Annotated in this window: 21 protein-coding genes; 8 read left to right on the top strand and 13 right to left on the bottom strand. The window is 70.6% G+C overall.

Going from position 1 to position 18,394, the window contains the following annotated elements:
- The 4 genes from N790_RS13235 to surE all read right to left on the bottom strand — a co-directional run.
- The coding region (locus N790_RS13235; protein ID WP_156970090.1) for a LysM peptidoglycan-binding domain-containing protein at positions 1–386 on the bottom strand (386 nt) is incomplete at its 3' end.
- A complete protein-coding gene (locus N790_RS13230; RefSeq protein WP_043804936.1) occupies positions 383–967 on the bottom strand; it encodes a YqaA family protein in 585 nt (194 codons plus the stop codon). The genes N790_RS13235 and N790_RS13230, both read right to left, overlap by 4 nt.
- Positions 968–1,645 (bottom strand): protein-L-isoaspartate(D-aspartate) O-methyltransferase, encoded by a 678-nt coding sequence (locus N790_RS13225; protein ID WP_043804934.1) that lies wholly within the window; start codon positions 1,643–1,645, stop codon positions 968–970.
- Entirely contained in the window at positions 1,642–2,421 is a 780-nt protein-coding gene (gene surE / locus N790_RS13220) for a 5'/3'-nucleotidase SurE (protein ID WP_043804933.1), read from the bottom strand. The genes N790_RS13225 and surE overlap by 4 nt, the downstream gene beginning before the upstream one ends.
- Positions 2,422–2,500: 79 nt before the next feature.
- Here surE and N790_RS13215 point away from each other — a divergent pair, with 79 nt between their 5' ends.
- Positions 2,501–3,085, top strand: a complete 585-nt coding sequence (locus N790_RS13215; protein WP_043804931.1) for a Smr/MutS family protein — start codon at positions 2,501–2,503, stop codon at positions 3,083–3,085.
- Positions 3,086–3,088: 3 nt separating this feature from the next.
- On the opposite strand, the gene N790_RS13210 is transcribed toward N790_RS13215, so the two are convergent.
- From N790_RS13210 to N790_RS13170, 9 genes are all read right to left on the bottom strand, one after another.
- Positions 3,089–3,301: a hypothetical protein gene (locus N790_RS13210; RefSeq protein WP_043804930.1), complete on the bottom strand. Its 213-nt coding sequence runs from the start codon at positions 3,299–3,301 to the stop codon at positions 3,089–3,091.
- A 68-nt stretch (positions 3,302–3,369) separates the two neighbouring features.
- Positions 3,370–4,398, bottom strand: a complete 1,029-nt coding sequence (gene truD / locus N790_RS13205; protein WP_043804929.1) for a tRNA pseudouridine(13) synthase TruD — start codon at positions 4,396–4,398, stop codon at positions 3,370–3,372.
- On the bottom strand, positions 4,395–4,877 hold the full coding sequence (gene ispF, locus N790_RS13200) for a 2-C-methyl-D-erythritol 2,4-cyclodiphosphate synthase (RefSeq protein WP_043804928.1): 483 nt from the start codon (positions 4,875–4,877) through the stop codon (positions 4,395–4,397). The genes truD and ispF overlap by 4 nt, the downstream gene beginning before the upstream one ends.
- A gap of 29 nt (positions 4,878–4,906) precedes the next feature.
- Positions 4,907–5,593 carry a 2-C-methyl-D-erythritol 4-phosphate cytidylyltransferase gene (gene ispD, locus N790_RS13195; RefSeq protein WP_043804927.1) on the bottom strand — a complete coding sequence of 229 codons (687 nt, stop codon included), beginning with the start codon at positions 5,591–5,593 and terminating at the stop codon, positions 4,907–4,909.
- On the bottom strand, positions 5,590–5,931 hold the full coding sequence (gene ftsB, locus N790_RS13190) for a cell division protein FtsB (protein WP_043804926.1): 342 nt from the start codon (positions 5,929–5,931) through the stop codon (positions 5,590–5,592). The genes ispD and ftsB overlap by 4 nt, the downstream gene beginning before the upstream one ends.
- A 9-nt stretch (positions 5,932–5,940) precedes the next feature.
- Positions 5,941–7,227, bottom strand: coding sequence for a phosphopyruvate hydratase (gene eno, locus N790_RS13185; protein ID WP_043804924.1), 1,287 nt, complete (start codon positions 7,225–7,227; stop codon positions 5,941–5,943).
- 34 nt (positions 7,228–7,261) lie between these two features.
- Positions 7,262–7,612 carry a hypothetical protein gene (locus N790_RS13180; RefSeq protein ID WP_052385952.1) on the bottom strand — a complete coding sequence of 117 codons (351 nt, stop codon included), beginning with the start codon at positions 7,610–7,612 and terminating at the stop codon, positions 7,262–7,264.
- On the bottom strand, positions 7,609–8,442 hold the full coding sequence (kdsA, locus tag N790_RS13175) for a 3-deoxy-8-phosphooctulonate synthase (protein WP_043804922.1): 834 nt from the start codon (positions 8,440–8,442) through the stop codon (positions 7,609–7,611). Before kdsA ends, N790_RS13180 begins: the two co-directional genes overlap by 4 nt.
- Positions 8,442–10,100 carry a CTP synthase gene (locus N790_RS13170; RefSeq protein WP_043804921.1) on the bottom strand — a complete coding sequence of 553 codons (1,659 nt, stop codon included), beginning with the start codon at positions 10,098–10,100 and terminating at the stop codon, positions 8,442–8,444. Before N790_RS13170 ends, kdsA begins: the two co-directional genes overlap by 1 nt.
- A 185-nt stretch (positions 10,101–10,285) precedes the next feature.
- Here N790_RS13170 and parE point away from each other — a divergent pair, with 185 nt between their 5' ends.
- The 7 genes from parE to N790_RS13135 all read left to right on the top strand — a co-directional run bounded on the left by parE (position 10,286) and on the right by N790_RS13135 (position 18,269).
- Positions 10,286–12,175: a DNA topoisomerase IV subunit B gene (gene parE / locus N790_RS13165; RefSeq protein ID WP_043804919.1), complete on the top strand. Its 1,890-nt coding sequence runs from the start codon at positions 10,286–10,288 to the stop codon at positions 12,173–12,175.
- 64 nt (positions 12,176–12,239) lie between these two features.
- On the top strand, positions 12,240–13,388 hold the full coding sequence (locus N790_RS13160; RefSeq protein ID WP_043804917.1) for a PilT/PilU family type 4a pilus ATPase: 1,149 nt from the start codon (positions 12,240–12,242) through the stop codon (positions 13,386–13,388).
- Positions 13,389–13,751: 363 nt separating this feature from the next.
- Entirely contained in the window at positions 13,752–14,327 is a 576-nt protein-coding gene (locus N790_RS15375; protein ID WP_052385951.1) for a hypothetical protein, read from the top strand.
- Between the two features lie 72 nt (positions 14,328–14,399).
- Complete coding sequence (locus N790_RS13150) at positions 14,400–15,038, top strand: hypothetical protein (RefSeq protein WP_156970089.1); 639 nt, start codon at positions 14,400–14,402, stop codon at positions 15,036–15,038.
- Positions 15,035–15,496: a hypothetical protein gene (locus N790_RS13145; protein WP_043804913.1), complete on the top strand. Its 462-nt coding sequence runs from the start codon at positions 15,035–15,037 to the stop codon at positions 15,494–15,496. Before N790_RS13150 ends, N790_RS13145 begins: the two co-directional genes overlap by 4 nt.
- Positions 15,496–16,275 (top strand): hypothetical protein, encoded by a 780-nt coding sequence (locus N790_RS13140; protein WP_043804911.1) that lies wholly within the window; start codon positions 15,496–15,498, stop codon positions 16,273–16,275. The genes N790_RS13145 and N790_RS13140 overlap by 1 nt, the downstream gene beginning before the upstream one ends.
- A 2-nt stretch (positions 16,276–16,277) precedes the next feature.
- Positions 16,278–18,269 carry a carboxypeptidase-like regulatory domain-containing protein gene (locus N790_RS13135; RefSeq protein ID WP_043804909.1) on the top strand — a complete coding sequence of 664 codons (1,992 nt, stop codon included), beginning with the start codon at positions 16,278–16,280 and terminating at the stop codon, positions 18,267–18,269.
- Positions 18,270–18,394 lie beyond the last annotated feature (125 nt).

Genomic DNA, 18,394 nt, shown 5'->3' with positions numbered 1-18,394 from the left:
TTGGACACCGTGCCGGTGGTGCCGCTGCGCGGCGGCGGCATGCCGGTCACCGAACGCGCCGGCGCGGGGGCCGTGGCCTGCACCGGCCCGCGCGACGACGTGGCGCCACGCAGCCTCAGGCGCTGGCCCGGGTAGATGGTGTACGGCGGCGGGATGCGGTTCCACTCCGCCACTTCCCGGTAATCGAGGCCATGCCGGAAGGCGATGCCATAGAGCGTGTCGCCGCGGCGGACTTCGTAGCTGCCGTCGCGCGGCACCGAAGCCGCGGCAGGACGCGCCGGCGCCGGCCGCGAGCCTTCGCGGCGCACGACGCGCGACTGCCCGCAGGCCGCCAGCAGGGCCAGCACCAGGATCGCGACGACGAGGCGGGCAAGGCGGTGGTTCATGGGCCCCACTGCAGCCAGGCGATGACGCCGAGGATGGCCACCGCCACCACCCAGCCCAGCACCTCGATGTAGCGGCGAAGATGCGGTTCGATGCGCGGCCCGCCCCAGGCGATCAGGCCGGCCACCAGGAAGAAGCGCATGCCACGCCCCACCAGCGACGCCAGCGCGAACGGCAGCAGCGGCATCGCCGCGGCGCCGCCGGCGACGGTGAACACCTTGAACGGAATCGGCGTGAACGCAGCCACGAACATGATCCACACGCCGTACTTCACGAACTGGTCCTGGACGCTGGCATAGGTGCCGGCATGGCCGGCCCGCTCGATCCAGGGCATCACCGCCTCGATGGCGAAATAGCCAAGCGCGTAGCCGATCAGCCCGCCCAGCACCGAGGTGAGCGTGGTCAGCAGCGCGTAGCGCCACCAGGCCCGGGGGCGGGCCAGCGCCATCGGCGCCAGCATCACGTCGGGCGGCACCGGGAAGAAGATGGACTCGATGGTGCTGATCACGCCCAAGTACCACGGGGCGTGCGGGTGGGCGGCGAGCGTGCGGCAGCGGTCGTACAGCGGTCCGAACAGCTTCATTCAGAGGGTCCCGGGCAGGAGTGGCACGAACACGACGGCACCCAGGTCTTCCTGCACCAGCTCGCCGCCGATGCGGCGCAGGCGCAGCAGGCGCTGGCCCGAGGGGCCGCCGATGGGCGCCACCAGGGTGCCGCCTTCCGCAAGCTGGTCGAGCAGGGCCTGCTCCATCGCCGCGGCGCCGGCGGTGACGATGATGCCGTCGAAGGGGGCGTATTCCGGCCAGCCGGCGCGGCCGTCGTCGTGGCGGGTGCGCACGTTCAGGCCCTGGTGGCGGAAGCGGCGGCGGGCGATGCGCAGCAGTTCCTCGATGCGCTCGACGCTGTAGGTTTCCAGGCCCAGGGTGGCCAGCACCGAGGCCTGGTAGCCCGAGCCGGTGCCCACTTCCAGCACGCGGCCGGGCATGCCGTGTTCGACCAGCGCCTCGGTCATGCGCGCCACCACCCAGGGCTGGGAGATGGTCTGGCCGTTGCCGATGGGCAGCGCGGTGTCCTCGTAGGCGCGGCTGGCCAGCGCCTCGTCGATGAACAGGTGCCGCGGCACGGTGCGCATGGCGGTGAGCACGCGTTCGTCGGCGATGCCGCCTTCGCCGCGCAGGCGTTCGATCATGCGGTCGCGGGCCCGCTGCGAGGTCATGCCCAGGCCTTTCGCCTCGGGCTGGGTGAGGTAACGGGGCATCATGCGGGGCGCGTCATCCCTTCGCGCAGGCCGCCCACCCAGCTGGCCACCTTCTCCAGCGCCTGGTAGCGCGTGAGGTCGACGTGGATGGGCGTGATGGAGATATGGCCGGTGCGGATGGCGTGGAAATCGGTGCCGGGGCCGGCGTCCTGCTCGGGGCCGGCGGGGCCGATCCACCACATGGGGCGGCCGCGCGGGTCGACCTGCTCGATGCAGGGCTCGGCGCGGTGGCGGTGGCCCAGGCGGGTCACCTCGTAGCCGCGCAGTTCGGCCCAGGGCAGGTCGGGCACGTTGACGTTGAGGATGGTGTCGGCCGGCAGCGGGTCGACCAGCAGGCGCGCGGTGATTTCCAGCGCGGCGCGGGCGGCGGTGTCGTAGTGGCGGCCGGAGTTCTCGTCGGTGACCAGCGACATCGCAATGGCGGGCAGGCCCAGGAAGCGCCCTTCCATCGCCGCGGCGACCGTGCCCGAGTAGATGACGTCGTCGCCCAGGTTGGCGGCGCTGTTGATGCCGGACACCACGATGTCGGGGTCGCGCTCGAGCAGGCCGGTCAGCGCCAGGTGCACGCAGTCGGTGGGCGTGCCGGACACGCGCCAGGTGCGCTCGCCCACCGGCTTGACGCGGATCGGGCGGTCCAGCGTGAGGGAATTGCTGGCGCCGGAGCGGTCGCGGTCGGGCGCCACCACCGTCACCTCGTGGCCGGCGGCGCGCAGCCCCTCGGCCAGGACGCGGATGCCGGGGGCTTCCACGCCATCGTCATTGCTCACCAGTACGCGCATCGGGGGTCCTGCGGGAAGAACCCCATGATAACGGATGCGCCCACCGCGGCATCACCCGTCCCGGGTTAGTCTTTCGCGCATGGCCAAGCGCAAGCCCCCGGTTCCGGTCGTCAGCGAGGACGACGCCGCCCTTTTCCGGGAGGCGATCGGCGAAGTGCGCCCGCTGGACCCGCCACCCCCCGCGCCGGAAAAGCCCCGCCCCGCCCCGGTGCCACGCATGCGTGCGCTCGACGAGGCCGAGGCGCTGGCGCAGTCGCGTGGCGCCGGCTGGTTCGAAGCCACCATCGAGGCGGCCGAAGCCCTGGCCTACCGCCGCGACGAAGTGCCGGAAAAGGTGCTCAAGGCCCTCAAGCGCGGCCAGTACAGCGTCGGCGGCGAACTCGACCTGCACCAGATGCGCGCCCCCGAAGCCGAACGCTGGCTGCGCGAGTTCCTGGCCGAATCGCGCCTGGGCGGCCACGCCTGCGTGCGCATCATCCACGGCAAGGGGCTCCGGGCCGCCGCCGGCGGCTCGGTGCTCAAGGCGCTCGTGGACCGGATGCTGCGCCAGCGCGCGGACGTACTGGCCTTCGCCTCCGCGCCGGAAGCGATGGGTGGCACCGGCGCGGTGCTGGTGCTGCTGGCCCGGAAACGCCCGGGCGAGCAGCTTCCCGGCACCGGCTGAGCTTCAGTCGTCGGTGCGCTGCTTGGGCGGGTGCACCCAGACCACGCGCACGCCGGCCGGCTTGGCCTTCTGCTCGACCGCGAGCACGTAGGCGATGTCGGTGTCGATGGTGGCCTTGCTGCCGGCGAGGCCGGCGGAGTCGGTGCTGGCACAAGCGGGCAGCAGCAGGGACAGGGACGCGGTGGCAAGGAACAGGCACTTGCGGGCGGTAACCATGGCGACCTCCTAGGTAGGAAAACCGCAGCGCCAGATTACGCCTGCCCCTGCCCGGTGCAAGTGCCGCCTCAGCCGGCCCGGCCGGCCTCCCGTACCTCGCCCAGTTCGGCCAGCAGGCCGGTGGCGTAGGCGCCCGGCGGCAGGGTGAACGCCAGCGCCAGCACGTCCGGCGCCGGCCACTGCCAGGCCAGGTCCTGCACCCGCACGCGCAGGGCGCGGCGCTCCTGCTTCAGGCCGGCGGCTTCCAGCCCGGCGCGCAGGTCGGCGAAGGGCTCCAGCGCCGCCAGTTCCAATTCGCGGGTGGCACCGGTGCAGCGCAGTTCACCGATGCCCCAGAGCGGGCCGGTGGGATGGATGTCCATGCGGGCGGCGCGCGCGGCCAGCTCCTCGGTGGCCGGCTCGGGGCCGAACACGCTCTGGGTGCCGTCGAGCATCCAGACCTCGCCCTCGCGACCGCTGGCCCAGTCGCCGGCGGCGATGCGCGCAGCCAGCACCGCGTTGAACATCTCCGAGCGCGCGGCCGAAAGGTAGATCGAACGCTGGTCGCGATGCACGCGCTGGCCGGCGAACATGCGGCGGGCAGCGTCGACGTTGTCGCCCTCGCGGCCGAAACGCTGCACGCCGAAATAGTTCGGCAGGCCGCCGGCGGCGATCGCGGCCAGGCGCTGGTCGATGGCGCCGGCGTCGCCGGCCACCTCGCGCAGCACCAGCGCGAAGCGGTTGCCCTTGAGCGCGCCGCGCGGCAGCTTGCGGTTGTGCCAGGCGCTGTCGAGCACCTTCAGTTCATCGTCCTGCAGCGCGGCCAGGTCGGGCGCGACGCGTTTGGGCAGGTGCACGGAAAACCGCTGGCGGGTGACGGCATGGCGGTCCTTCAGGCCGGCGTAACCGACGCCCATCTCGGGGATGCCGGCCCAGCGCGCCAGGCGCTTGGCGATGTGCGCGGTGTTGGCGCCGCGCTTTTCCACGGTGAGCAGCAGGTGTTCGCCCTGCCCCGTGGGTTCGAAGCCCGGGATCTCCTCGACCACGAAATCCTCGGGCGCGGCGCGGTAGAGCGCCGACAGCACCGGGGCGCCGAAGCCACCCGGCAGCGTGCTCACGCGCGCACCAGCAGCGCCACGGCCAGGGCCGCCAGGCCCTCGCCGCGGCCGGTGAATCCGAGCTTCTCCGAAGTGGTGGCCTTGACGCTGACGGCGTCGACGGCAACGCCCAGGTCGGCCGCCAGGTTGGCCCGCATCGCCGGCGCGTGCGCGGCCACCTTGGGCCGTTCGCAGACCACGGTGACGTCGGCATTGCCCACGCGCCAGCCGCGTTCGGCCAGCAGCTGGCGGCAGTGGCGCAGGAACACGCGGCTGTCGCAGTCCTTCCAGCGCTCGTCGGAAGGCGGGAAATGCACGCCGATGTCGCCCAGCGCCAGCGCGCCCAGCAGGGCGTCGCAGAGCGCGTGGATCACCACGTCGCCGTCCGAATGCGCCAGCACCCCGCGCTCGTGCGGCACGCGCACGCCGCCGAGCACCACGTGGTCGCCCTCGCCGAACGCGTGGACGTCGTAACCCTGGCCGATGCGGATGTCAGTCATGTTTTTGTTCCTGCCACGGATAGGGCTTCTCAACCGCCACGCGCCAGGAGGAACTCGGCCAGCGCGAGGTCCGCGGGCGTGGTGATCTTCAGGTTGTCTTCGCTGCCTTCAACCAGGCAAGGCTTGAGGCCGATGCGCTCCATGGCCATGGCTTCGTCGGTGACCTTGAGGCCAGCGCCGAGCGCGGCCAGCAGGGCGCGGGTGAGGCCGCCGCGGCGGAACAGCTGCGGCGTGAGCGCGCGCCACAGCCATTCGCGCGGCTCGGTGGCGGCGCTGCGGCCGGCCTGGTCGGCGCGCTTGAGCGTGTCGCGCACCGGCGCGGCCAGCAGCGCGCCCACCGGGTCGCCCTGCCCCACCGCCATCAGGCGCGCCAGGTCCTGGCGGCGCAGGCAGGGGCGCGCGGCGTCGTGCACCAGAACCCACTGGTCGTCGCTGACGGAGGCCGGCAGCGCCTGCAGGCCCGCCAGCACCGAATCGGCGCGTTCGCCGCCGCCGATGCAGGTGATCACCGGCTTGCCGCCGATGTCGCGCCAGCCCGGCCAGTCATGGTCGTCGGCGGCCAGCGCCACCACCACGCCGTCCACGTCGTCGTGGTCGAGCACGGCGCGCAGGCTGTGTTCGATGACCGGGCGGCCGGCCAGCATCAGGTACTGCTTGGGGGTTTCGGCGCCGAAGCGCGTGCCGCGGCCGGCGGCGGGCACCACCGCCCAGGTCACGGCCGGGGCTCCGGCTCGACCGGCGGCACCGACACGGTGGGCGGCGCGCCGTCGGGCGCGGTGGGCTCCACCACGCGGTAGAAGGTTTCGCCCGGCTTGATCATGCCCAGCTCGCTGCGCGCGCGGTCCTCGACCGCCGCCTCGCCCGACTTCAGGTCCTCGACCTCGGCCGACAGCGCGTCATTGCGCTGCTGCAGCCGGGCGTTCTCGCGCCGCTGGTCCTCGACCCGCACTTCCAGCTGGCGCGCCTCGCGCATGCCGCCGTCGCCCCACCAAAGCTTCGCCTGCAGGCCCGCGAAGGCCAGCAGCAGCAAAGCGTAGAGCCACCAGCGGCGCAAGGGCCAGGCTCAGCGCTTGAGGCTGGTGAAGGCGTCGCGGCCGGCGTAGCGCGCCTTGGCGCCCAGCGCTTCCTCGATGCGCAGCAGCTGGTTGTACTTGGCCACGCGGTCGCTGCGGCAGAGCGAGCCGGTCTTGATCTGGGTGGCGGTGGTGGCCACGGCGATGTCGGCGATGGTGGTGTCCTCGGTCTCGCCCGAGCGATGCGAGACGACGGCCGCGTAGCGCGCGCGGTCGGCCATGGCAATGGCCTCCAGCGTTTCGGTGAGCGTGCCGATCTGGTTCACCTTGATCAGGATGGCGTTGGCCACGCCCTGGTCGATGCCGTCCTTGAAGATCTTCGGGTTGGTGACGAACAGGTCGTCGCCCACCAGCTGCACCTTGCCCGACAGGCGCTCGGTGAGCAGCTTCCAGCCGGCCCAGTCGTGCTCGGCCATGCCGTCCTCGATAGTGATGATCGGGTACTGCGCGCTCCAGCCGGCCAGGAAATCGACGAACTGTTCCGGCGACAGGCGCTTGCCCTCGCCCACCAGGTTGTACTTGCCGTTGTCGAAGAACTCCGAGCTGGCCACGTCCAGGCCCAGCAGCACGTCTTCGCCGGCCTTGTAGCCGGCCTTGCCGATGGCCTCGAGGATGACCTCGATGGCTTCCTCGTTCGACTTGAGGTCCGGCGCGAAGCCGCCCTCGTCGCCCACGGCAGTGCCCAGGCCCTTGCCCTTGAGCACGGACTTGAGCGAATGGAAGATCTCGGTGCCCGCGCGCAGCGATTCGGCGAAGCTGTCGAAGCCCACCGGAAGCACCATGAATTCCTGCATGTCCACGTTGTTGTCGGCGTGGGCGCCGCCGTTGATGATGTTCATCATCGGCACCGGCAGCACCGCCTCGCGGCCCGCGGCCAGGTGCGCCCACAGCGGCAGGCCCTTGGCGGCCGCCACGGCGTGGGCGTTGGCCAGCGACACGCCCAGCAGCGCGTTCGCGCCCAGGCGGCCCTTGTTCTCGGTGCCGTCGAGGTTGATCAGCTTCCGGTCCAGGCCCGCCTGGTCGGCGCCGTCGAAGCCCTTGAGCGATTCGGCGATGGTGGTGTTGACGTTGGCCACCGCCTTGCGCACGCCCTTGCCCAGGTAGCGGCTCTTGTCGCCGTCGCGCAGCTCCACCGCTTCCTTGGTGCCGGTGGACGCGCCCGACGGCACGGCGGCGCGGCCCACGTGGCCGCTGGCCAGCGTGACTTCGGCTTCGAGCGTGGGGTTGCCGCGGCTGTCGAGGATTTCGCGGGCGTGGACGTGGCTGATCGTGGTCATGGTGGTAACGGGGTCTCGAAGGAAAGTCTTGGGATCAGGCGGCCAAGGCCAGGCCGATGGCGACCAGGGCGATGGCGGCGAGGACCGGCAGCAGGTTGAGCACCAGGCCGGCCCAGGCCCAGGCGCGCCTGCGCTCGCCCACGAACAGCCCGGCCAGGCCGAGGATGGCGCCGACAAGCAGAAGGCCGACGCAGCCCAGCAGCCCGACGCCGATCATCACGGCACGCGGGTCGGTTTCGGCGATCTGGCCGCCGGGCGTCTGCATGCCGATGACGCCGGCATAACCGAACACGCCCAGCAGGGCGAGGCCGGCGAGCACGGCGATCACGGTGGAGGCGATGCCCAGGCCGGAGTGCTTGAGGGGCGCGGCGACAACGGTGTTCATGCCTGCGCCTCCAGGAAGCCGTTCTTCTTGGTCACGCGGTCGAGCTCGACCAGCGTTTCCAGCAGCGCGGCCATCTTCGGCAGTGGCCAGGCGTTGGGGCCGTCGCTGAGGGCCTTGTCCGGGTCCGGGTGGGTTTCCATGAACAGGCCGCTGATGCCCACCGCCACCGCCGCGCGCGACAGCACCGGCACGAATTCGCGCTGGCCGCCGCTCTTGCCGCCGGCGCCGCCGGGCAGCTGCACGCTGTGGGTGGCGTCGAACACCACCGGGCAGCCGGTGTCGCGCATCACGCTCAGCGAGCGCATGTCGGAAACGAGGTTGTTGTAGCCGAAGCTGACGCCGCGTTCGCAGGCCATGATCTGCGTGTTGCCGGTGGCGCGCGCCTTGTCGGTGACGTGCTTCATTTCCCAGGGCGAGAGGAACTGGCCCTTCTTGATGTTCACCGGCTTGCCGGCGCTGGCGACGCGCTGGATGAAATCGGTCTGGCGGCACAGGAAGGCCGGCGTCTGCAGCACGTCCACCACCGCGGCCACTTCGTCCATCGGGGTGTATTCGTGCACGTCGGTGAGCACCGGCACGCCGAGCTGGCGCTTCACTTCGGCCAGCACCTTCAGGCCGGCTTCCAGGCCCGGGCCGCGGAAGCTGGTGCCCGAGGTGCGGTTGGCCTTGTCGAAGCTGGACTTGAAGATGAAGGGGATGCCGAGCTTGCCGGTGATTTCCTTCAGGCGGCCGGCCGTTTCCATCTGCAGCTCGAGCGACTCGATGACGCAGGGACCGGCGATGAGGAAGAAGGGCTGGTCGAGCCCCACCTTGAAACCGCAAAGATCCATCAGGCCTGGGCCTCCTTCAGGAGCCGCCCGCCGGCCTTGTGCTCGCGGGCGGCGCGGATGAAGCCGGTGAACAGCGGGTGGCCGTCGCGCGGCGTGGACAGGAATTCCGGGTGCGCCTGGCAGGCCACGAACCACGGGTGGCCCGGCAGCTCCACCATCTCCACCAGGAGGTCGTCCATGGACTTGGCGCTGATGACCAGGCCGGCGTCCTCGAGCTGCGTGCGGTAGCGGTTGTTGAATTCGTAGCGGTGCCGGTGGCGCTCGCCCACCACGTCCTTGCCGTAGAGCTCGCGCGACTTCGTGCCGGGCTTCAGGCGCTGCTCCTGCAGGCCCAGGCGCATGGTGCCGCCGAGGTCGGAGTGTTCGTCGCGACGCTCGATCTCGCCGGTGGCCGTGCGCCATTCGGTGATCAGGCCGATGACCGGGTGGGCGCAGTTGCGGTCGTTCTCGGTGCTGTTGGCGCCGGCCAGGCCGGCCACGTGGCGCGCGTAATCGACCACCGCGGCCTGCATGCCATAGCAGATGCCGAAATACGGGATGCCCTTCTCGCGCGCGTGCCTGGCCGTGAGCACCTTGCCCTCGAAGCCGCGGTCGCCGAAGCCGCCGGGCACCAGGATGGCGTCCACGCCGGCCAGCACGCCGGTGCCGTCCTTCTCGACCTGCTCGGACTCGAGCCACTTGAGCTTCACGCGGGTGCGCTGGCGCAGGCCGCCGTGCTTGAGCGCCTCGGAAAGCGACTTGTAGGCGTCCTGGTGGTCGATGTACTTGCCCACCACGGCCACGGTGACCTCGTCCACCGGGTGTTCGACGGCGTCGACCACCGCTTCCCACTCGGACAGGTCGGCCGGGCGGGCCTTGTCCTCGAGCCGCAGGCGTTCGACCGCGATCTCGTCCAGACCCTGGCTGTGCAGCCACAGCGGCAGCTTGTAGATGTTGTCCACGTCCACGCAGCTGATGACGGCCTTCTCGGGCACGTTGGTGAACAGCGCGATCTTGCGGCGCTCGCCGTCGGGCAGCGGCTTTTCGCTGCGGCAGACCAGGATGTCGGGCTGGATGCCGATCGAGCGCAGTTCCTTCACGGAATGCTGGGTGGGCTTGGTCTTGAGCTCGCCGGCGGCGGCGATGTACGGCACCAGGGTGAGGTGCATGAAGATGGCCTGGTCCGGGCCGCGCTCGGTGCGGATCTGGCGGATGGCTTCCAGGAACGGCAGCGACTCGATGTCGCCGACCGTGCCGCCGATCTCGACCAGGCCCACGTCGAAGCCGTCGGTGGCCTCGAAGATGCAGCGCTTGATCTCGTCGGTGATGTGCGGGATCACCTGCACGGTGCCGCCCAGGTAGTCGCCGCGGCGCTCCTTGCGGATGACGTTTTCGTAGATGCGGCCTGTGGTGACCGAGTTCTTGCGGCTCAGGCGGACGCGCAGGAAGCGCTCGTAGTGGCCCAGGTCGAGGTCGGTTTCGGCGCCGTCGTCGGTGACGTACACCTCGCCGTGCTGGAACGGGCTCATGGTGCCGGGGTCGACGTTGATGTAGGGGTCGAGCTTCATCATGGTCACCCGCAGGCCGCGGGCCTCCAGGATGGCCGCCAGCGAAGCCGCGGCGATGCCCTTGCCAAGCGAGGACACCACGCCACCGGTAACAAAGACGAGACGAGTCATGGGATTTGGGGGCGCTGGAAAACCGTATTCTACCGGCTCGCCCGCCCGGACGCGAATTAGCGCCCCTTTTCAATGACTTGCGCGGCGCCGGGCCGCCCGGGCGCGCCGGGCTTGATGGAACCGGGGCGGCCCGCCATTCTGGGCGACCCGCCGACACCCCCGAAACCGCAGGCCCCCGGAACCGAATGAATACCCGCTACAACGCCGCCGACATCGAAGTCCTCTCGGGCCTGGACCCGGTCAAGCGCCGGCCCGGCATGTACACCGACACCACCCGCCCCAACCACCTGGCGCAGGAGGTGATCGACAACTCGGTGGACGAGGCCCTGGCCGGGCACGCGAAGACGGTGGAGGTGGTGCTTTACGCCGACGGCAGCGTCGAGGTGGCCGACGACGGCCGCGGCATGCCGGTGGACATCCACCCCGAGGAGAAGATCCCCGGCGTCGAACTCATCCTCACGCGCCTGCACGCCGGCGGCAAGTTCAGCGGCAAGAACTACACCTTCTCGGGCGGCCTGCACGGCGTGGGCGTGAGCGTGGTGAACGCGCTGTCGAAGAAGGTCGAGGTGCTGATCCGCCGCGAGGGCCAGGAACACCGCATGGAGTTCCGCGACGGCGACCGCAGCTCGCCGCTCGAGGTGGTGGGCACCGTGGGCAAGCGCAACACCGGCACCCGCCTGCGCTTCTGGCCGGACCCGAAGTACTTCGACACGCCCAGGATCGCCGTGCGCGCCCTGCGCCACCTGCTGCGCGCCAAGGCCGTGCTCTGCCCCGGCCTGACCGTGAAGCTGTTCGACGAGGCCAGCGGCGAGCGCAACGAGTGGTTCTACCAGGACGGCCTGCGCGACTACCTGCGCGGCGAACTGGTGGGCCGCGAGCTGCTGCCGGCCGAGCTGTTCGTCGGCCACCTGTCCAAGGACACCGAGGTGGCCGACTGGGCCGTGGCCTGGGTGCCGGAAGGCGAGCTGGTGCAGGAAAGCTACGTCAACCTCATCCCCACGGCCCAGGGCGGCACCCACGTCAACGGCCTGCGCTCGGGCTTCACCGACGCGCTGCGCGAATTCTGCGACTTCCGCAACCTGCTGCCGCGCGGCGTGAAGCTGGCGCCCGAGGACGTCTGGGACCGGGTGAGCTACGTGCTCAGCCTGAAGATGACCGACCCGCAGTTCAGCGGCCAGACCAAGGAACGCCTGAGCTCGCGCCAGGCCGCCGCCTTCGTCGAGGGCGCGGCGCACGACGCCTTTTCGCTGTGGCTCAACCAGCACGTGGAAACCGGCCTGCAGATCGCCCAGCTGGCCATCGACCGGGCCGCGGCGCGCCTGAAGACCGAAAAGCAGGTCACCCGCAAGAAGATCACCCAGGGCCCGGCCCTGCCCGGCAAGCTGGCCGACTGCATCAGCCAGGACCTGGGCCGCACCGAGCTGTTCCTGGTGGAAGGCGACTCGGCGGGCGGCAGCGCCAAGCAGGCCCGCGACAAGGAGTTCCAGGCCATCCTTCCGCTGCGCGGCAAGATCCTCAACACCTGGGAGGTCGAATCCGGCGGCGTGCTGGCCTCGAACGAGGTGCACGACCTGGCGGTGGCCATCGGCTGCGACCCGGGCGTGGAAACCATCGACGGCCTGCGCTACGGCAAGGTGGTGATCCTGGCCGACGCCGACAGCGACGGCCTGCACATCGCCACCCTGCTCTCGGCCCTGTTCCTGCGCCACTTCCCGGCGCTGGTGCGGGCCGGGCACGTGTTCGTGGCCATGCCGCCGCTGTTCCGCGTGGACGTGGGCAAGCAGGTGTTCTACGCCCTGGACGAAGAGGAAAAGCGCCTGCTGCTCGACAAGATCGAGCGCGAGAAGATCCGCGGCCAGGTCAGCGTCACCCGCTTCAAGGGCCTGGGCGAGATGAACCCCTCGCAGCTGCGCGAGTCCACGATCCACCCCGACACCCGCCGGCTGGTGCAGCTGACGGTGGACGACCCCGAGCAGACCCGCGCCCTGATGGACCTGCTGCTGGCCAAGAAGCGGGCCGGCGACCGCAAGGCCTGGCTCGAGGCCAAGGGCGACCTGGCTTCGCTCGAGGTGTGAAGAAGGAAGCCGGGCGGCGTTCCGCTATAGTCCGGCGGCAAGGGGATCCAGCCGGGAGCCGTACTTGGAACTGACCGCATTTTTGAACCTGATGGCGCAGAAGAACGCCTCGGACCTGTTCCTGAGCGCGGGCGCGCCGCCGAGCATCAAGATCGAAGGCCTCACCCGCCACATCGGCGAGAAGGCGCTGGGTGCGGAGGAAATCCGCAACATGGCCTACTCGATCATGAACGAGCGGCAGATGAAGGACTTCGAGGCGAACTGGGAAATGAACCTGGCCATCGCCCTCGGCGACCTGGGCCGGTTCCGCGTGAACGTCTACCGCCAGCGCGGCGACATCGCCATGGCGGTGCGCTTCATCACCAACAAGATCCCGTCGATCGAAAGCCTGAACCTGCCGCAGATCCTCAAGGAAATCATCATGCTGCCGCGCGGGCTGGTGCTCGTGGTCGGCTCCACCGGCTCGGGCAAGTCCACCACCCTGGCCTCGATGATCGACTACCGCAACGAAAACCGCACCGGCCACATCCTCACCGTCGAGGAGCCCATCGAATACGTGCACACGCACAAGATGTCGGTGGTGGACCAGCGCGAGATCGGCCTGGACACCCAGAGCTACGCCAACGCGCTCAAGAACGCCATGCGCGAGGCGCCCGACGTGATCATGATCGGCGAGATCCGCGACCGGGAGACCATGCAGGCCGCCATCGCCTACGCCGAGACCGGCCACCTGTGCCTGGCCACCCTGCACGCCAACAACGCCAACCAGACCCTGGACCGGATCATCAACTTCTTCCCCGAGGCGGCCCGGCACCAGCTCCTGATCGACCTCTCGCTCAACCTCAGGGCGGTCATCGGCCAGCGCCTGCTCAAGGGCGTGAAGACCAAGCGGGTGCCCGCGATCGAACTGCTGCTCTCCTCCGCCTACATCTCCGACCTGATCGAGAAGGGCGAGATCGCCACCATCCGCGAGGCCATGAAGCAGGGCAACGAGCAGGGCATGCAGACCTTCGACCAGGCGCTGTACAAGCTCTATGCCGCCGGCGAGATCACCTACCAGGAAGCGCTGGAGAACGCCGACTCCCGCACCGACCTGTCGCTGAAGGTGCGCCTGGAAGGCCCCGCGCCCCAGGGCGGCGAGGCCGCCGGCCTGCGCCTGGAAGACCTGCAGGACATGCTGGTGGACCCCAGCCACAAGCACTGGAAGGGCTGAAGCCCGGGCCGTCCGCGGCCGCCCTTGGCCAAAACTGTGACCCGCCGCTCGGAAAAGTGACGCTCCGCGTCACATTCCTGCCGCACACCGTTCCCGCCTGACCCGGAATAGCTGCCGTTCGTCGGCCGGACGGCCGGTGCCCGCCCCGGATTGCGTGCGAGCCGGCCTTCACATAGTGTGACGCGGTCCGCAATTCCGGGCCTCCACCCGGCCAGGACGGACCTGGACGCCCCGGTTGGCACGGTTCATGCATTTCACTCCCTGCCCGCTGTTTGCGTGCCCCTGGTCGGTGAGCCGGCCCGGAATGTCTACCCAACAATCCAGTCGCTTCACCCTGCAAACAACCCCTTAGGAAACCTGCTCATGAAGAACGTCCGTGCTTTCCGAGGCCTCGCCCTCACCGGCGTGGCGGCCCTCGGCCTGATCGCGATGACCCCGGCCCTGGCCGAGTCCGATTTCGTCACCGGCAACGGCACCATCGCCGCCAACGCCGCCGTGGACTTCGAGATCAACGTTCCCCGCTTCATCCGCTTCCAGGTCGGCAGCACCGGCGCCACCCAGGACCTGGTGAGCTTCGACGTCAACGCCAACACCATGGGCGACGGCAACGACGTCGCCGCCACCACCAATGGCACCCTCGGCGTGTCCCTGCTGGGCAACGTCGGCGACATCAGCCTCGACGCCACCACCACCGGCCCGCTGAGCAACGGCACCGACAGCATTTCCTGGTCCGAGATCATCGCCTCGTCCGACGACGCCGCCCTGGACGTGCCCGCGATCGTGGACAGCGCCACCGGCGCCGCCGAGACGATCACCGCCAACGTCGGCAACAGCGTCGTCAACCGCAATGCCGCGTGGACCTTCGCCTACAGCAACACCGACATCGTCGGCGCCGGTACCTACACCGGCTCGGTGACCTTCACCGCCTCGAACCCGTAACCGGGCCCTGGCGTTGATTCCGCGGGGCTGGCTCCGGCCCGCCCCGCGCCCCCACCCCCTGCACGCCCGCCCATGACCCCTGTCCGCGCGACCACCGCCGTGCTCCTGTTGGCCGCCCTGGCCGGGGCCGGCGAGGCACACGCGTACATCGTGAACATCAACAGCGGCGACCGGGCGGTCTACCTGCGCGTTGGCGACGGCCGGTTCGCGGGCCGCTATTCCAATGGCGGCACGCCGCTCGCCGGCGGCGCCATCTCGCGCGTCTCGGTCTCGGTGCCGGCTGCCCAGGTGGGCAATGGCACCTCGCTGTCCATGGCGGCCAACGGCCGCACCACCAGCGACTGGGACGGCTACCAGTTCTGCAATGCCGGCCAGCTTTACGTCGGCGGCTTCTTCCGCCGCCCGGGCAACGCCCAGGGCGGCAGCCTCGACGCGAGCCTGACGGTCACCGCCCCGGCCACGCTGACCAATGCCAGCGGCGACACCATCCCCATCTCGGAAATCAGCTGGACCAGCAGCGGCAACGGCGACGGTGGCGCGACCCAGCCGGTGCCGGCCGGCACGTTCCAGGGCGGCCAGCAGACGCTGGCGTCCAACTTCTTCCGCAACACCTGGCGCGAAAGCTGCCTGAGCTTCCGCTACGCCAACAGCCAGATCGTCGGCGCCGGCACCTATACCGCCCGGGTCACCTACACCCTCACCGCCCCATGAGCCGCCTGGCCGCCCTCGTGCTGCTGCTGGCCGCGCTGGCCGCGCCGCTCCCGGCGATGGCGCAGGCCCAGCGCGTCGACGACAGCGCCAGCCAGGTGCTCAGCCCGCTGGTGCGCATGAAGTGGGAAGACCTCGCCCCGGGCGGCTCCAACGACCTGGTCGGCCAGGTCACCGTGCTGGTGCGCCTGGACGTCTCGCCCTGGCGCGGCCGCAACGCCCGCATCTACCACGTGCTGGCACCGCAGCCGCAGGGCCGCGTGCACGCCAGCTGGACCACCCGCGGCGCGCTGCTGGCCGGCGCCCTGCGCGACGGCGAGCGCACGCTGGTGTTCTCCGGCCCGATCACCACCGACATGCTCGAAGACACCTTCGTGATGCTGCTGCGCGCCGACGGCGACCAGATGGTCCGCCCGGAACAGCTCGAGTTCTCCTTCGAAATCGAAGCGGAGGGCACCTGATGCGCCTGACGGCGGGGCTGCTCGCCCTCCTGCTCCTGGCCCCGGCCGCCGCGTTCGCGCAGGGCTTCTCGGCCCAGATCATGCCGCCGCGCTTCGAAGACCGGGCGCAGCCGGGCGGCGTTTTCCGGGACGTCATCGAAGTCGCCAACATCTCGCCGGTGGCTTCCCGGATGAAGGTGAGCACGGCCGACTGGGTGCTGGACGAAAAGGGCACGGCGCAGTTCTCGTCCGCGCTCGCGCCCGGCAGCTGCCGTCCGTGGACTGCGCTCGAAGCGACCGAAATCGAGGTCCCGGCCAATGGCCGGAAGCGCTTCCGCTTCGAAGTGCGCGTGCCTGCCGACGCGCCGGACGGCCAGTGCCGGTTCGCCATCATGTTCGAGGGCGAACCGACGCCGGTGCCGGGCATGGTGCTTCCGGTCGCGGGCCGCATCGGCATCATCGTCTACCTGGACATCGGCAAGGGCGCGGCGCGCCTGCGCCTGGCCGGCAGCGGCGTCACCGAACTCAACGGCGTGGACGTGCCCTACCTGCGCGTGCACAACGAGGGCAATGCCCACGGCCGCCTCGACGGCTTCGTGGACGGCGTCGATGCCGAGGGCAAGCGCTGGACGCTGGCCCCGACCAGCGCGCCCGTGATGCCCGGGCTTGACCGCGACATCGCGCTCTACCCCATCGTCAACGAGGGCGAGCCGGTCCGGATCGCCTTCCCGATCCAGCTCAAGGGTCGCCTGGACTGGCGCACCCAGCGCCTCGACGTCGACGTCGCGGCGGGGCGCTGATCGTGGCGGCCGCTCCTCCCCACCGGCGACTGGCCGCCAGCATCGCCGCGGCGCTGCTGTTCGCCCCGTGCGCGGCGCTGGCCGCCCAGGACCCGGTGACCGGCGAGGAAGAAGAGGCCTGGCAGGACCAGGTCATCGCGCCGGACCAGCTGGCGCCCCTGCCGCCGGACGAGAGCGAGGGCTTCGACGCCACCGGCCTGCCGCGCTCGTTCCGGCTCGAGGCCCTGCTCAGCCGCACCGAGCGCGGCGACGAAACCTTCAACGAAGGCGGCATCACCTTCAGCGGCTTCCGGGAAACCGAGGCCTACGGCAACCTCTCGCTCGACGCCTCGCTGATCCATTCCAACCGCAATGCCGAGGGCGAGGGCGCCATCGGCGGCATCGCCACCCTGTGGCAGCGCGGCCTGTTCATGGGCGGCGGCTGGCGCGGCAACAATGGCCTGGGCGTGCTGAACACCCCGGCGCCCGACCTGTTGCGCGAGCAGTTCCGCTTCTTCCTGCCCAGCGTGCCCTTTGCTGGCGCCAGCACCGAATGGCGGCAGTCCGAACGCGGCCTGCAGCTGCAGGCGGCGCTGGGCCGCGCCGGCGTGTTCGAGGGAGCCCGCGTGGTCGGCTTCGACCTGGCCGACGGCAACGTCGGCACGCTGGGCGCACAGTGGAAGTGGTCGCGGCACTGGCGCGGCGCGGTGTCCGCGCTCGCCACCGACGGCCGCCTCCTGCCCGACGACCTGGGCGGCACGTTCTACCAGGACGGGCGCACCGAAGCCGTGCATTTCGCCACCGGCTGGGACGTGGGCAAACACGCGGTGAACTTCAACCTGCAGTCCAGCGACGGCGACCTCGGCGGCGCCTGGGGCGCCTGGGCCGACGCCCGGTGGCAACAGGGCCGGTTCACCCACCGCTACGGCGTGTTCAACCTCGAACCGGCCCTGGCCTGGGGTGCCCAGCCGATCGCCAACGACAGCCGCGGCGCGTACTACCGCGCCGCGTACCAGCATGCCCGCTGGAACTGGAGCGCAGGCGTCGACCGCATCACCAGCATTTCCGGCAACAGCTTCGACGGCTGGTACGGCACCGGTTACGCGCGCTACCAGGCCACCGCATCCACCGCTTACGGCGGCAACCTGGCCGTGCGCCGTTCCGGCTCCAGTGAAACCCTGTCCGGGCAGTGGTTCATGGATCGCGCCGGCCGCTGGGGGGTGAGCCGGCTCCAACTGGAACACACCAGCAGCCGCGGCGGCGACCAGGGCGACGACAGCTGGCGCGTCACGCTCGACCAGGCCTTGCCCATGCGCCGCGGCCAGCGCCTGTCGCTGAGCGCGGCCTACGGCGAGCTCGCCTACGACGGCCTGCCGGCCACCGGCGTCGCCACGCTGTCGGCCTACGGCGGCTTCGACATCGGCAGCCGCCTGACCATCGACGGCACCGCGCGCTGGAACCGCAGCAGCGGCGGCGACGACTTCCGCGGCACCGACCTCAACCTCAACCTGGCCTGGCGCGTCGCCAACCGCTGGTGGCTGGTGGCCACGATCTACGAAAACCAGGGCACGCGCCGTTCGCCCTTCATCATCGACCCGCTGGCCACCGAACAGCCCTTCGTGGCGCTGCCGCGCGACCGCGCGGTGTTCCTGAGCCTGCGTTACGAGCGCGAGGCCGGCACCAGCGCCGGCGTGCTTGGCGGCGCGCCGGGCTCGGCCTTCGGAAGCATCGCGGGCAGCGTTTTCCTGGACGAAAACGGCGACGGCGAACGCGCCGCTTCCGAACTGCCCGCGAGCAACGTCACGGTGCTGCTCGACGGCCGCTACTCGGTGCGCACCGACAGCCAGGGCAATTTCGAATTCCCGCGCGTGGCGGTGGGCGCGCACACCATCGAGGTCGTGCCCGACAACCTGCCCCTGCCCTGGTTCCTCGATGAACAGGACGACCGCCGCGCGGTGGAGGTGCAGGTGCGCGAGGCCGCGCGCGTGGACGTCGGCGCGAGGCGGCAGCGATGAACGCGCAGGCTCCGCACCCCCGCGGCATCGTGCTGCGCCTCGCCGGCCTGGTGGTCGCGGCCGCGCTGGCGGTGGGCCTGCAGGCCAGCGAAGGCAGCGCCGCCAATTCGCCGGCGCCGGCCGTG

Origin of the sequence: Arenimonas malthae CC-JY-1, from assembly GCF_000747075.1 — a bacterium.
GTDB lineage: Bacteria > Pseudomonadota > Gammaproteobacteria > Xanthomonadales > Xanthomonadaceae > Arenimonas > Arenimonas malthae.
Note: the sequence above shows the minus strand (reverse complement) of the source record. Positions and strands in the feature narration are given on the sequence as shown.